Source organism: Undibacterium hunanense, assembly GCF_014284335.1.
GTDB lineage: Bacteria > Pseudomonadota > Gammaproteobacteria > Burkholderiales > Burkholderiaceae_D > Undibacterium > Undibacterium hunanense.
Map to the genome: position 1 here is coordinate 42,718 of NZ_JACOGF010000012.1, position 14,340 is coordinate 57,057.

Annotated in this window: 11 protein-coding genes; 5 read left to right on the plus strand and 6 right to left on the minus strand. The window is 52.0% G+C overall.

Annotation, left to right across the window (positions count from 1 at the left end):
- Positions 1–125 precede the first annotated feature (125 nt).
- From H8L32_RS20620 to H8L32_RS20635, 4 genes are all read left to right on the plus strand, one after another.
- Positions 126–386: a hypothetical protein gene (locus tag H8L32_RS20620; protein WP_186949150.1), complete on the plus strand. Its 261-nt coding sequence runs from the start codon at positions 126–128 to the stop codon at positions 384–386.
- 533 nt (positions 387–919) lie between these two features.
- Positions 920–2,254 carry an MFS transporter gene (locus H8L32_RS20625; protein ID WP_186949151.1) on the plus strand — a complete coding sequence of 445 codons (1,335 nt, stop codon included), beginning with the start codon at positions 920–922 and terminating at the stop codon, positions 2,252–2,254.
- 359 nt (positions 2,255–2,613) lie between these two features.
- Entirely contained in the window at positions 2,614–3,990 is a 1,377-nt protein-coding gene (locus H8L32_RS20630) for a pyridoxal-phosphate dependent enzyme (protein ID WP_186949152.1), read from the plus strand.
- On the plus strand, positions 3,987–5,180 hold the full coding sequence (locus H8L32_RS20635; RefSeq protein ID WP_186949153.1) for a trans-sulfuration enzyme family protein: 1,194 nt from the start codon (positions 3,987–3,989) through the stop codon (positions 5,178–5,180). Before H8L32_RS20630 ends, H8L32_RS20635 begins: the two co-directional genes overlap by 4 nt.
- Positions 5,181–5,320: 140 nt before the next feature.
- On the opposite strand, the gene H8L32_RS20640 is transcribed toward H8L32_RS20635, so the two are convergent.
- A complete protein-coding gene (locus tag H8L32_RS20640) occupies positions 5,321–7,504 on the minus strand; it encodes a DUF4214 domain-containing protein (RefSeq protein WP_186949154.1) in 2,184 nt (727 codons plus the stop codon).
- A gap of 258 nt (positions 7,505–7,762) precedes the next feature.
- On the opposite strand from H8L32_RS20640, the gene H8L32_RS20645 reads away from it, so the two are divergent.
- Entirely contained in the window at positions 7,763–8,359 is a 597-nt protein-coding gene (locus H8L32_RS20645) for a DNA-3-methyladenine glycosylase I (protein WP_186949155.1), read from the plus strand.
- An 84-nt stretch (positions 8,360–8,443) separates the two neighbouring features.
- On the opposite strand, the gene H8L32_RS20650 is transcribed toward H8L32_RS20645, so the two are convergent.
- From H8L32_RS20650 to purM, 5 genes are all read right to left on the minus strand, one after another.
- Positions 8,444–9,322: a proteasome-type protease gene (locus tag H8L32_RS20650; protein WP_186949156.1), complete on the minus strand. Its 879-nt coding sequence runs from the start codon at positions 9,320–9,322 to the stop codon at positions 8,444–8,446.
- 217 nt (positions 9,323–9,539) lie between these two features.
- Positions 9,540–10,346, minus strand: coding sequence for a transglutaminase family protein (locus tag H8L32_RS20655; protein ID WP_186949157.1), 807 nt, complete (start codon positions 10,344–10,346; stop codon positions 9,540–9,542).
- A gap of 16 nt (positions 10,347–10,362) precedes the next feature.
- Positions 10,363–11,313 carry an alpha-E domain-containing protein gene (locus tag H8L32_RS20660; protein ID WP_186949158.1) on the minus strand — a complete coding sequence of 317 codons (951 nt, stop codon included), beginning with the start codon at positions 11,311–11,313 and terminating at the stop codon, positions 10,363–10,365.
- 88 nt (positions 11,314–11,401) lie between these two features.
- On the minus strand, positions 11,402–12,844 hold the full coding sequence (locus H8L32_RS20665) for a circularly permuted type 2 ATP-grasp protein (RefSeq protein ID WP_186949159.1): 1,443 nt from the start codon (positions 12,842–12,844) through the stop codon (positions 11,402–11,404).
- Between the two features lie 380 nt (positions 12,845–13,224).
- Positions 13,225–14,268, minus strand: a complete 1,044-nt coding sequence (purM, locus tag H8L32_RS20670) for a phosphoribosylformylglycinamidine cyclo-ligase (RefSeq protein ID WP_186949160.1) — start codon at positions 14,266–14,268, stop codon at positions 13,225–13,227.
- Between the last annotated feature and the right edge of the window lie 72 nt (positions 14,269–14,340).

Here is a 14,340-nt window from a genome sequence, read left to right on the forward strand (position 1 = left end):
TGTAGGGTTGGATTAATCCGGATGCCAGCCTATAGACCGTACTCCGGTTTTATTTATTATTCTCAGGAAGTGCTGCATAGCGGCGACCTGGCAAGTCAACCACCCTGCCCTCCTGCGCCTGCTTTATGAAAGAATTCCTGGTGCCATCTGCATGCATGCTGCGCATGGGCGTCAGTGCATGGCAAATGACCAAACCACTCAAACTGAAAACGTTTTCAATTTACTACAAAAAATATGGCCTCTACTTCCAGGCCATATCAACCATGTACGCAAACGACAGCCAAGTCAGCGTAAACAGCAAAGAAATTGAAAACGTTTTCAAGTTAAACGGAATTTATCACCCGCTTTGTGCCGTGTCAACAATCCGTCTGGGTAAAATCTGTTAAAGAAGAATAGAAAAAGAATAGTGCAGATGAATTGGCGTGCAAATAGTGAAAACAATTTCACGCTTCTGATCCATAAATACCTGATTTCACACCTAAGCACAGTGCCAATCAACCGGCATACAACAATATGCAATGAGGTATAAAACCCGGCTGCAAGCCTGTTTGTCATTCACACACAAGGGTTTTCTTTACCTCAGGAAGGTGTCTGCATACCTGCTTCTGATGAACAAAAGTTTTTAATTCTCAAATTTCGTGCTATTCTTTTTCTTGAAAAGGTTTTCAAGGCATGATTATTGAAAACTTTTCATAAGAAGCTGTTGCAACATAAAGATGGCATGCTGCCCCCAGATATCCGCTTAAATGGATCCCGCAGTGCCAGCTTGATTGTGCAAGGCAAATAATAAATATTACGAGACCAGCTATTCTTGGGTTGCCTGCTGAAGCAGTTTGCTGAGCCATATCAGGGCAGACAGCTACAGCACAACCGCCCGGTGTCAAGCCAGGCAAAGCGTAGCGCCACCCTAGCCGCCACTATGATTACACAGACAGAAGTCCATCTGCGTGCAGCACCAGGAAAGCCCTCCCCGCTGTTCTGGGTACCCACCACGTATTTCACCATGGCACTGACGTATATGACGCTGACCAGCGTCACCGCCATCATGTTTAAAAATCTGGGCATGGATAATGGCCAGGCTGCCGAATATGCCAGCTACCTCATCCTGGCCTATACCATCAAGCCGCTGTTTGCTTCTTTTGTCGAGATGTACAAGACCAAGAAATTCTTTGTCATCTGTACCGAGCTGGCCATCGCCGCCGGCTTTGTCGGTGTGGCACTGGTTATGTCACTGCCTAGCTACATGATGATCATGATGCTGCTGTTCTGGCTGATTTCATTCCTGGGTGCAACCCAGGATATTGCTGCCGACGGCGTATATGTCACCTCGCTGGACGGCAAAACGCAATCCCTGTACTGCGGCATACAAAGCCTGAGCTGGAATATCGGTCCTATCGTCGCCGCTGGCGGTCTGGTGTACCTGAGCGGCAAACTGCATACTGATTTCTTCCATCATGATCCCAAGGTATTTGGTGCTGAATGGATGGATTCCTGGCGCATCATTTTTCTCATCGTGGCAGGGATTACCGCATTGATGGCGTTCTGGCACATGCGTACCATGCCGGATGGTGCCAAGGCAGAAAATACCCCTGCCAGCATCGGCGATGCAGTGTATATCTTGCGCGATTCTTTCGTCACCTTCTTCCAGAAACGTGATGTCTGGCTGATGGTGGCATTTGCCTTCCTGTTTCGCCTGAGTATAGGCTTTCTTGAAAAAATCGGCCCTTTCTTCATGGTTGATCCGGTTGCCAAAGGCGGACTGGGTCTGTCGAATGAATCACTGGGCCTGATCTATGGCACGTATGGCCTGGTTGCGGTACTGCTGGGTTCCTTGCTGGGTGGCGTGTTCGTCGCAAAACGTGGCTTGAAACCCAGCCTGTTCCTGCTGTGCTGTGCAGTCAACATACCGAATGCTACCTTCCTGCTGATGAGTATCTTCCAGCCGGAAAGCCAGCTATTGATTACCGCCGGTGTGGCCATCGAAAAATTCTTCTTTGGTTTCGGCTCTGTCGGCTTCATGATTTACCTGATGCAGCAACTGGCCCCGGGCAAATACACAACCACCCACTATGCCTTCGGCACCGGCCTGATGGGACTGTGCATGATGGTAACCGGTGTCATCAGCGGCCATCTGCAGCAATTGCTGGGCTATACCAATTATTTTGTGTTCGTCATGCTGGCAACCGTACCTTCTTTCGCAGTCTGCTGGTTTGCCCCTTTTCACCATAAGGAAGACCAGGTCACATCCGCATAAGAACGACAGTAGTATCAGAAGTTTATACAGGTTTATAATAAAAGAAGAGCGGCTCGTCCCAACCGGGCACGTTTTAACGTATCACAGTCCCCCACTTTTGATGCCGCCTTCGGGCGGCATTTATATTTTCTGCCTTCCGCTTTTTTCTTCATGGCGCTGCCCTGTTTTCTGGCTTTCAGCAGGATTTGGCACAAAGACTATACTGAAACCCTGACAGGTCACTGGAATTCGTTTTTCGTATAAGCATAGTTGCAAAAATTCCTTAGCCCGGGAAGCAGACATGGCTAGCATGACTGCCTCTTTAACAAAAGCGTAACAAGATGCGCGGCATGATCTGCCATTGCAGGCTTGGAGAAAAAATGACCCATCCAACTAATCCCGCAGTACTTGCGTTGATTGGCAATACACCTCTGGTAAAGCTTACCCGCCTAGATACCGGACCGTGTGAATTGTTTCTGAAACTGGAATCGCAAAACCCAGGCGGTTCCATCAAGGACCGTATCGGCCTGGCCATGATAGATGCAGCAGAAGCCGATGGCAGGCTACAGGCAGGGGGTACCGTGGTTGAGGCAACCGCTGGCAATACCGGCCTGGGTCTGGCGCTGGTGGCGCGTGCCAAAGGCTATCGCGTGGTGCTAGTGGTACCCGATAAAATGTCCACCGAAAAGATACTGCACCTGCGCGCCATGGGGGCAGAAGTACGCATTACCCGCTCCGACGTCGGCAAGGGCCATCCCGAGTATTACCAGGATTATGCGGCCCGTATTGCCAAAGAAATCCCCGGCTCTTTCTTTGCCGACCAGTTCAACAACCCGGCCAACCCCTATGCGCATGAAACCACGACAGGCCCCGAAATCTGGGAACAGACCGGTCATGATGTCGATACGATCGTGGTAGGCGTCGGCTCTGCCGGCACGGTCACGGGGCTGACGCGCTTCTTCCGCCAGGCGCAGCCAGAACTGGAATTTGTCCTTGCAGACCCTAAAGGGTCCATCCTGGCAGAATATATAGACACCGGCCACGTCAATGAAGTCAGCGGTTCATGGGCAGTGGAAGGCATAGGCGAAGATTTCATTCCGGCGATTGCCGACCTGACGGCAGTCAAGCATGCCTACACCATTGATGACACCGAAAGTTTTGGGACTGCGCGTGAACTGCTGCGTGCCGAAGGCATACTGGCAGGCTCGTCCACCGGCACCTTGCTGGCAGCGGCCTTGCACTATTGCCGTGCCCAGACCACACCGAAACGTGTAGTCACCTTTGTCTGCGACACCGGGACACGTTATCTGTCCAAGGTGTATAACGATAACTGGATGATAGACAAGGGGCTTTTGAAACGTCAGATGTATGGCGACCTGCGTGACATCATAGGCCGCCGCTTTGATGATGGCGGCGTCATCAGCGTTGATAGCAGCGATACGCTGATGGTGGCTTTCAACCGCATGCGCAGCGCCGATATCTCGCAATTGCCGGTCATCCATCATGGCGAGATCATCGGCATCATCGATGAATCAGATGTATTGCTGAAAGTGTCGGCTGACGCCACCCTGTTCACCAGCCCGGTGCAAGATACCATGACCAGCCAGATTGAAACCCTGAGCCCGCATGCTGGCATAGCCGCATTGCGTGCCACGCTGAATCGTGGACTAGTCGCCATCATCGCATCCGATCAACATTTTCACGGCCTGATTACCCGTTTCGATCTTCTTAACCATTTACGCAGGACACTCTCATGAGCTATCCCGAATACAAGAAACCTGAACATCAGCAAGCCTTTGGCACACGTGTCATCCATGCCGGACAATTCCCGGACCCGACTACCGGCGCCATCATGCCGCCCATTTATGCCACTTCCACCTACGTACAGGACAGCCCTGGCGTGCACAAGGGGCTGGATTATGGGCGCTCACACAATCCTACCCGCTGGGCACTGGAACGTGCCGTGGCCGATCTGGAAGGCGGCGCCCAGGCATTCGCCTTTGCATCAGGCCTGGCAGCCATCGCCACCGTGCTGGAAATCGCCGACAGTGGTGCGCACATCGTTGCTGGCGATGACATGTATGGCGGCAGTTATCGCCTGTTTGAACGTGTGCGCAGACGCAGCGCCGGCCTGGATTTCACTTACGTGGACATGACCAAACCGGAAGCCTTGCTGGCTGCACTAAGGCCAGACACCAAAATGGTGTGGGTGGAAACACCGACCAACCCCATGCTGAAACTGGCCGACTTGCGCCGCATTGCTGCCATCTGCCGTGAACGCGGCATCATTGCAGTGGCCGACAATACTTTTGCCAGCCCGCGTGTACAACGTCCGCTGGAACTGGGTTTTGATATTGTCGTGCATTCCATGACCAAATACCTGAACGGCCATTCTGACATCATCGGCGGTATTGCCATCGTCGGTGGCGAAGCACATCAGGCTGAATGGCGCGAGCGTCTGGGCTTTCTGCAAAATTCTGTCGGTGCGATAGCCAGCCCCTTCGACAGCTTCCTCGCTCTGCGCGGCATCAAGACGCTGAATATCCGTGTCGAAAGACATAATGCCAACGGACTGGACCTGGCACAGTGGCTGGAACAGCAGCCCAAGGTCAGAAAAGTGTATTACCCCGGCCTTGCCAGTCATCCGCAGCATGAACTGGCGAAGCAGCAAATGGATGGTTTTGGCGGCATCATTTCCGTCGAGCTTGATACCGATCTGGCAGGCGCCCGCCGCTTCCTGGAACGCTGCGAAGTCTTTGCGCTGGCAGAAAGTCTGGGCGGTGTAGAAAGCCTGATCGAACACCCGGCCATCATGACGCATGCCACCATCCCTGCGGAGCAAAGGGCGATACTGGGGATCACTGATTCTTTCGTACGCCTGTCCGTTGGCATAGAAGATGTGGAAGATCTGCGCCACGATTTGCAACAGGCGCTGAATGCCATCTAGATAGCCAGAACTCATTTCATCAGTAGGGATGAGATGGGTTCCAGATAACTGACAAAAAAAACAGGGGGTGTACTTCTATCAGTACACCCCCTGTTTTTTACCTCGTCTTGTCTTACCTTACCTTGTCTTTACTCCACGCACTATTTCAGCAACTTGATATTGCGCCATGGACGCGGGTCCTTGTCGACGATGGCACTGAACTGTGCTGGCGGAGGTGCGGCAATACCCGCTACACCATTGACCCCAAGGGTTGGGCAGGCACCGGTGCTGGCATAAGTCAGCGCAGCAGACAAACGATATTCGCTGACATTGCCCAACTCATGATTCAAGTCATCCGGTACATAACACGCCGGCGTGAAGCCATTGGTGTAATCACCTTTGGCCAGTGCATTCACACCCGCAAACTGAATCGCAAAATACGCCGTGTTGCAGTTATTGGTCTGGATAAAACCATAGGGCTTGCCGCAAGTCGTATCACCGATCAGTATCACTTTCATGAAAGGCGTCAGGCCATTGATGATGGATTCGCTGGCTGAGCAGGTATTGCTGCCGGTAATCACAAACACACGTGGCAAGTTCAGCGTCGGCAGGAAGCGGTTATTCGAATCCGTGTCATAAAAATAGGACACATTATCAGCCGTCATGTCGGCATGCTTGTCATTGAACTGCAGTTGTTCAAATATCTTGTTGGTAACTTTGCTGCCACCTATCATGGCCGACAGTTCATTGGCTATATACAGATAGCCACCACCGTTATAGCGCAGGTCCAGCACCAGATCATCAATCCCGCTTTGCTGGAACTTGCGTATGCTGCTGACCAGAGGTGATTCCGCCGTGCGGATATGGTCGGTAAACACCATATAGCCTATCTTCTTGCCATTGACGTTCAACACCTGATTTTGCAACACCGGCGTGGTCGTCACCGTCACTGCTGTCATGGTCACGGCACGGCTGGCACTGCTGCCGTCCTGCACCTGAAAGTTATGGGATTCGGACTTGGACGGGTACAGGGCATTGTATTGCGCATCATTGATGTACGAACCCAGCGCAGCATTATCGACGCTGACCAGCGTGGTACCCCGTTTGATCTGCGCCTGATCAGCAGGTGACCCGGGCTGTACATAACGCACGCGTATCTTGCTGCCTTCACGCACCAGGCTATAGCCGTAGCTGACATCTTCACCCGACTGGAAATAACTGTCTATGCTGCCCTGTTCAGAAGTAAAACTGAACCTGTCCTTGGATCTGACCAGCAATGCCGTGAAATAATCTTCTGCCGTACTGTACTGCGCAGGCGGCACATCAATAATGTCGCGATACCACAAATACACATCATCCAGATGTGAACGCACCCAGGATTTTTTACCGTCTACCGTACAGATATTCGCCAGACTCTCAGGTGTGGCCAGCGTACTGGCGAGGTTCAGGTTATTGTCCTTGACACCGATCAGATCAAGCGCAGCAGTGGTTGAGCTACTGGTAACAGCCGCCGCAATGGCCATGGTCTTGCTGATGTTGTCATCCAGGCTGTTGTAGTTCAAGCCCTGCTGTACCGCGAAATAATTGGCGACATTCAATTTATTATTGAGCAAAGCTGGCACCCAGCTCCAGGTCGGGTCATTCACGTAGGCACGTGCGGCGATCAGCATAGCCCTGACGATATGTCCCTTTGTAGTACCGGCAGTCAACTGGCTGGACCAGTAATCAATTTCAAGCACCGTCGGTGCCGTACTGCCACTTCTACCCAGCACATTTTTGTAAATGATGCGGATGAAGTCATCATTGCTCATGCCACTGGTATAACCGGTCAAAGCCGGTGACTGCAAGGCAACCAGATAAAAACTGTCTGCGATCTGGTCGTCCGACATGCCTGCCTTCATCTGGTCTATCCAGTAAGCCAGTCCATCCGCGTCCGGTACGCGGTTAAAGAAGGCGACATACAGGTCGATCAGAGAATTCAAACTGGTCGTGGAAATGGAATTGGCTTTGTCACCAACGCTCAGGTTCACATGAAAATCAGAAAACTGTATGGTTGTAATATTGCTGGCCAGTGTCACTGTTGTACCACCAGCCCGCGTATCACTGACGATAAAACCGCTGATGCCGGAATTCGTGACTTTGGTAATCGTGTAGTCCTGACGTTTGCCAGAAAATACCATGGTATCTGCACTGACAGGTGCTGCCTGCGCTGGCGGTGCAGCGGCGGGAGTAGCAGAATTAGCAGCAGTTTTACTGTCCTGGCCACCGCAGGCTGCCAATATCAGGGTCAGGGTAAGGACCGACAAGGCAGATAGCGCGTTACTTCTTTGCTTAAAGCTCAACATGTTGATTCCAGAATCGGGTTGCGTTTGATTATGAACAGTACTGCGAACACATTTTCTTAACAGGGGCTAAATACGCCCCGCATATATGGACCATGATAAATCCGGACCATGATAAAGTTTCATCATTGCTATTGCTCACCTGTAGCACCATTCTGCAACAGGCTTTAAACGAATTAAGTAAAATAGCGAAGCAAATTGAAACACATTGTTAAAAATTAATATTTCAGAATCATATCTCAAATTTTATGATTGCCAAGCATGACGACACGTTGCAGTTGGGCTAACCCCTCTAATCCTTTGTACTTGCATTATCACGACCATGAATGGGGTGTGCCCTGTCATGATGAACGACGTCTGTTTGAAATGCTGAACCTGGAAGGTGCGCAGGCCGGCCTGAGCTGGGAAACCATATTGAACAAGCGAGAAAATTACAGACAGGCATTTGACCAGTGGGATGCAAAAAAAATTGCCGTCTATGGCCCGGACAAAGTCGCAGAATTACTGGCCAACCCCGGCATCGTCAGAAACCGTCTGAAAGTCGCTGCGGCAATCACCAATGCACAGGCCTATCTGCGCCTGTGTGAAGAAGTTGGCGGGCTCGATGCTTACCTGTGGGGCCATATTGACGGCAAGCCGCTGCTTAACAATGGCGAACGCATCATCACGACAGCCCTGTCGGATCGCATTTCAAAAGACCTGGCGAAACGTGGTTTCAAATTCGTTGGCTCCACCATTATCTACGCCTATATGCAAGGTATAGGCATGGTCAACGACCATGCTGCAGATTGCGCATGGCGACAGCAGGCAGGTACACCCAAGGCTACTCGCAAGACGGTGGGGGGAAGTACAAAATAAGCCAGATCAGGTAAGCAGGTGCCGCCTGATTGCACCTGCACCTGTGGGTGCAAGATTCAAGCTTGCTGATTCAGGCGTCTCGATTCAGGCCTGTGTATTACTGTTGGGATGTTGTGCCAGTGATTGCAGAGGTCCCGGCGGTTGCGGGTTTTCCAACAGCTGCACCGGCACTTCCACGCGCACGGGCTTGCTATGCATGTTGGTGGCAGACAGGACATTGCTATCGACCTCGGGGCTGGCATTCCAGACCGGGTCATCGATACTTTCAAATACGCTTTTCAATTGCTTGCCCCAGGTATTGCGTATCATCTGGAAATACTGGTTCTTTTCATCGATGGTGACGAAATGGGTGATTGCCAGTTTATTGTCTTCATATACCAGCAAATCCAGCGGCAAACCAACAGACACATTGGAACGCAGTGTCGAATCCATGGAAATCAGTGCGCATTTTGCGGCTTCATCCAGCGGCGTGGTGGGGGTAACCACACGGTCTATGATGGGCTTGCCGTACTTGGCTTCGCCAATCTGGAAATAGGTGTTTTCATTATGCGATTCAATGAAATTACCGGCGGAATAAATCTGGAACAGGCGGCAGCGCTCACCCTTGATCTGTCCACCGAAAATCAGGCTGACATTAAAATCGATACCGAATTCGGACAAAGCCTGGGCATCGCGATGATGCACCATACGTACCGCCTCACCGACGATGCGGGCGGCTTCATACATATTCGGGGCGGTCCAGATGGTATTACCTTTGCCATCTATATGTTCGGAAACAAGTTGTCGTATCGATTGCGAGATCGACAGATTACCAGCGCTCATCAGCACCATGGTGCGATCGCCCGGGTTTTCAAATACCGACATTTTACGGAAAGTGCCTACCTGATCCACGCCCGCATTGGTACGAGAATCAGAAAGAAACACCAGGCCGGCGTCAAGCCGCATGCCAACACAGTAAGTCATAGAGCAAAGTCTTGGTGGAACGAAGTGGGGATTCTACCTTAATCCTGTCCCGGATAAAGCACCAGCATGTTGCAAAATGTGGCGCACATGCCTGCAAATGCGGGGTAAATCAGGAAAGGTTTCTGAATCAATTAAATTTTTTATATTGAATTGCTTATTGTATTGCTTATTGTATTGTCACATTGCATTTACATATTGTATTGATGCGATAGCACGCTCAACGCTGTGTCACAGCTACGTTGACACTCATGGTCTCCAGCCCGCCGCCGCGCCTGACACCACGCACCGGAGCCGCCGAATCATAATCGCGACCGATAGCCAAACGGCAATAGGTATCGGTCATCAAGCGGGCGTGAGTCACATCCACACTGACCCAGCCGGTGTAATCTGCATCTTCCACCCAGGCATCGACCCAGGCATGGCTCTCGGCATGATTAGTCGATTCCGGATCAATATAGCCAGACACATAACGGGCCGGAATGCCGCGCGCATGGCAACAAGCCAGAAACAGGTGGGCATGGTCCTGGCAAACCCCGCGTCCCAATTGCAAGGCATCGCTGGCACTGGTAGTGACAATGGTTGCACCAGTCTGGTACTCGACCGCACCACGAATGTGCGCCGCCAGATTAAGCATTGCACCAGTTGTGGTCTTGCCCTGATCGGGTAAATGGCTACCAGCAAAATCAAGAATGGAAGCAACCGGCTCGGTCAGGCGGGTAGGTACGGTAAATACCAGTGGTGAAAAGGTGTCCTGATCAGTAATCCTGCCCTGATACGGCATGGCCAGTTCAACCACACCTTCAGCAATGATGGATACCTCATGATGCAGGCCAGTGATGGTCAGCGTGTGTGAAGGATTGCCATACGCATCAATATACGCATGGCGCTGCCCGGCCGTCCTGATCTGCCAGGACATCGCATGCTGGTGTTGCTCGGCACGCGGTGTCAGCCGTAGCTGCTGTATGGTATAGGTCAGCGGTGCAGAGTAATGGTAAATGGTCTCGTGACGAATGATAAGTTGCATGATTTTCCAGGTGATCTTAAGCTGCCAGCGGAACCAGGAAGTCGCGGCTGACACGATTACCCAGCTCAAAGATGTTTTCCAGGAATGTGGTCAGGGTATCATGCAGGCCGGCAGCAAGGATTTCTTCTATGTGAGCAAATTTCAGTTCTGCATGCAATTTACCGGCAAAACGCTCGGTATCAGCAGACACGTCATTGCGCACTTCACGCAGGTTGGCGACCACTTCATCCATGCAGGCCAGCAGCGAACGCGGCATATCACCACGCAACATCAATAATTCAGCCACCCGTTCAGGGGTGATGACATCGCGATACACCTTGCGGTATATTTCAAAGCCCGATACCGAGCGCAACAGCGCGGCCCAGTAATAGAACTCTCTTTGCAGGCTGTCATTGCCACGCTGGCTTTCTTTCGCACCATGGAATTTCACATCCAGTATGCGCGCCGTATTGTCAGCACGCTCAATGAAGGTACCAAGACGAATGAAGTGCACGGCTTCATCTTTGAGCATGGTACCCAGGGTGACGCCACGTGACAGATGGGAGCGGTATTTGACCCATTCAAAAAACTGGCTGGGATCATTTTCCAGCACATGGTCAGACAATCTTTCCTGCATGTCCAGCCAGGTGGCATTCTGGGTTTCCCACACTTCAGTGGTCAGGGTACCGCGTACGGCACGGGCATTTTCGCGCGCTTCTTTCAGGCAGGAGGCAATCGATGACGGATTCATGGGGTCTTTCACCATGAAATCGAGCACATCTTTTTTGGTCAGTATCCCATACTGATGGTCAAAGGCAGACTGCAATTCAGAGATACCGAGCATGGCGCGCCAGCCCCGTTCTGCATCTTCTGCCGACTGCGGCAACATTGATGTCTGGATATTGACATCCAGCATGCGTGCGGTATTTTCAGCGCGTTCGGTATAACGCGCCATCCAGAACAAGTGATCGGCAGTGCGGCTTAACATGGTATTTTTCCTCAATCTTCAAAACCTGTTGCAACATTCAATGGCAACCCGGCATTTATGCACAAGGCTGCGAAGGTGCATGAGGCGATTAATTTTCCAGTATCCAGGTATCCTTGGTACCGCCCCCCTGTGAAGAATTCACTACCAGTGAACCTTCCTGCAGGGCGACGCGGGTCAGACCACCCGGCACCATGGAGATATGCTTGCCCGACAAGACAAAAGGACGCAAATCAATATGTCGCGGAGCGATGCCGTTTTCTACAAAGGTCGGGCAGGATGACAATGCCAGCGTAGGCTGGGCGATATATCCGTCCGGCTTGGCCAGCAGGCGCTGACGAAAATCTTCTATCTGCTGCTTGCTGGATGCAGGCCCGACCAGCATGCCGTAACCGCCGGCGCCATGTACTTCCTTGACCACCAGTTCGGACAGGTTGGCCAGGGTGTAGGAAAGGTCTTCCGGTTTGCGGCACTGGAAAGTCGGAACATTATTCAATATCGCTTCTTCAGACAGGTAAAACTTGATCATGTCCGGGACAAAAGGATAGATGGACTTGTCATCTGCCACGCCGGTGCCGATGGCATTCGCCAGCGTGACCCTGCCAGCGCGATAGACTGACAGCAAGCCAGGGACACCTAGCGAAGAATCCGGGCGGAAGGCCAGCGGATCAAGAAAATCATCATCAATACGACGATAAATCACGTCGACCCGCTTGGGGCCCCGTGTCGTGCGCATGAAGACGGCATTGTCATTGACAAACAAATCCTGCCCTTCCACCAGTTCCACGCCCATTTGCTGCGCCAGGAAAGCATGTTCAAAATAGGCAGAGTTATACATGCCGGGGGTCATGACCACTACCGTAGGGTCATCCACCCCCATAGGTGCAACCGAGCGCAAATTGTCCAGCAACATATCGGGATAATGATCAACCGGGGCAATCTTGTTGCGGGCAAACAGCTCGGGGAAGAGGCGCATCATCATCTTGCGGTCTTCCAGCATATACGACACGCCGGAAGGTACGCGCAGATTATCTTCCAGCACATAAAACTCACCTTCACCGGCGCGCACGATATCCACACCGGCAATATGGGCATAAATATCGGAAGCGACCGAAATACCCTGCATTTCTGGCCGGTATTGGGCATTTTTGTAGATTTGTCCGGCAGGAATAATGCCTGCCTTGATGATTTTCTGGTCATGATAAATATCATGAATGAACATGTTCAGTGCCTGTACCCGCTGCACCAGGCCTTTTTGCAATTGCGCCCATTCATTCGCAGGAATGATCCTGGGAATAATGTCGAAGGGAATCAGGCGCTCGGTACCGGCATCGTCGCCATAGACGGCAAAGGTGATGCCAACACGACGGAAGCTGAGGTCGGCTTCAGCGCGCTTGCGCTGTAGCCTGTCGGCAGACTGCTGTGCCAGCCAGTTGCAAAATTCGCGATAGTGCTCGCGGGTGTGACTGTTGTTGCCGGGGTTGCCTGGCGTGCCTGCATATTCGGCCGCCATTTCATTGAAAAATTTTGCCATGTTCAAGTCTCGCGGTTACAGTACTACAACAGCATATCAAGAAACGTGCCAGTTCTTGTGCTGATTTGCAGTGAGCGAATTTTTCTCAGGCGGGTGTTGTTTGGCGAGCAAAACATGCTTGCCGGATGCAAGATGAAGGAGTATGCAGGGATATTGAGAAGAAACGCACAAGCTGGCTGGCAGCTTGCGTCGGTATGAACTACGTGGGTGTCGCTACTTAAAACCTGTTTACGATCTGTAGCGAGCGAGCGTCAGCGGGGTCAGGGTGACTAAGCGCAGCGCAAAATGCTCATGTACTCTAGTACATGAGCATTTTGAGCAGCACATGAGCCCCGCGTGGATTCCCATTGCGCTCGCGCAGTAAGATCGTGAACAGGTTTTTAAACTACGATAGTCTGATGCTCATCACCTGCACGTGCACGGATTTCACCAATACGGTACACGGTTTCACCGGCTGCGGCCAACTGGGCCAGGGCAGCGTCTGCCAGTTCAGCAGCAACAATCACCACCATGCCGATACCGCAGTTGAATACGCGATGCATTTCTGCATCAGCGACGCCGCCGTGCTGTTGCAGCCAGGTGAACAGCGGTGGCAATGTCCATGCGTCTTTGTGCAGGACGGCAGTCAGCTTGTCACCCAGTACACGCGGGACGTTTTCGACCAGGCCACCACCGGTGATGTGGGCCATGCCTTTGACTTCCAGCGATTCCATCAGGGCCAGCAGCGGTTTAACGTAGATACGGGTAGGAGCCATCAGGGCATCGCCCAGGCTGCGGCCATGGAAATCAGCACTCAGGTCTGGTTTGGCGACTTCGATGATCTTGCGCACCAGCGAAAAACCATTGGAATGGATGCCGGAAGAAGCCAGGCCCAAAATCACGTCACCTGGCTGGATTTTGCTGCCATCAATGATTTTCGACTTTTCTACGGCACCGACCGCAAAACCGGCCAGATCATATTCACCATCAGGATACATGGACGGCATTTCGGCGGTTTCACCACCGATCAGGGCGCAACCCGCCTGTTCGCAACCAAAGGCCACGCCCTTGATAACGTCAGTGGCGGTTGCCACGTCCAGCTTGCCGCAGGCAAAATAGTCGAGGAAGAACAGTGGTTCCGCCCCCTGCACCAGAATGTCATTGACACTCATGGCCACCAGGTCGATGCCCACGGTGTCATGCTTGTTGAGGTGGAAAGCCAGTTTCAGCTTGGTGCCCACGCCATCAGTGCCGGAAACCAGGACAGGTTCCTTGTATTTTTTGCTGACTTCAAACATGGCGCCAAAACCGCCTATGCCAGCCATGACACCTTCGCGCATTGTTCGTTTGGCAAAAGGTTTGATGGCGTCAACCAAGGCGTCGCCAGCGACCATATCGACACCAGCGTCGGCGTAAGAGAGAGAAACAGGGGTAGAAGTGCTCATGATATTCGGCAATAGGGGCAGGAGGCGGTAAAATAGAGAAATTGCCAGAAAAGTCCGGCAAAACCGCTATTT

Coding starts and splice junctions, on each gene's coding strand:
- H8L32_RS20620 (WP_186949150.1), top strand. CDS start 126: ATGAAAGAATTCCTGGTGCCATCTGCATGCATGCTGCGCATGGGCGTC.
- H8L32_RS20625 (WP_186949151.1), top strand. CDS start 920: ATGATTACACAGACAGAAGTCCATCTGCGTGCAGCACCAGGAAAGCCC.
- H8L32_RS20630 (WP_186949152.1), top strand. CDS start 2,614: ATGACCCATCCAACTAATCCCGCAGTACTTGCGTTGATTGGCAATACA.
- H8L32_RS20635 (WP_186949153.1), top strand. CDS start 3,987: ATGAGCTATCCCGAATACAAGAAACCTGAACATCAGCAAGCCTTTGGC.
- H8L32_RS20640 (WP_186949154.1), bottom strand. CDS start 7,504: ATGTTGAGCTTTAAGCAAAGAAGTAACGCGCTATCTGCCTTGTCGGTC.
- H8L32_RS20645 (WP_186949155.1), top strand. CDS start 7,763: ATGACGACACGTTGCAGTTGGGCTAACCCCTCTAATCCTTTGTACTTG.
- H8L32_RS20650 (WP_186949156.1), bottom strand. CDS start 9,322: ATGACTTACTGTGTTGGCATGCGGCTTGACGCCGGCCTGGTGTTTCTT.
- H8L32_RS20655 (WP_186949157.1), bottom strand. CDS start 10,346: ATGCAACTTATCATTCGTCACGAGACCATTTACCATTACTCTGCACCG.
- H8L32_RS20660 (WP_186949158.1), bottom strand. CDS start 11,313: ATGTTAAGCCGCACTGCCGATCACTTGTTCTGGATGGCGCGTTATACC.
- H8L32_RS20665 (WP_186949159.1), bottom strand. CDS start 12,844: ATGGCAAAATTTTTCAATGAAATGGCGGCCGAATATGCAGGCACGCCA.
- purM (WP_186949160.1), bottom strand. CDS start 14,268: ATGAGCACTTCTACCCCTGTTTCTCTCTCTTACGCCGACGCTGGTGTC.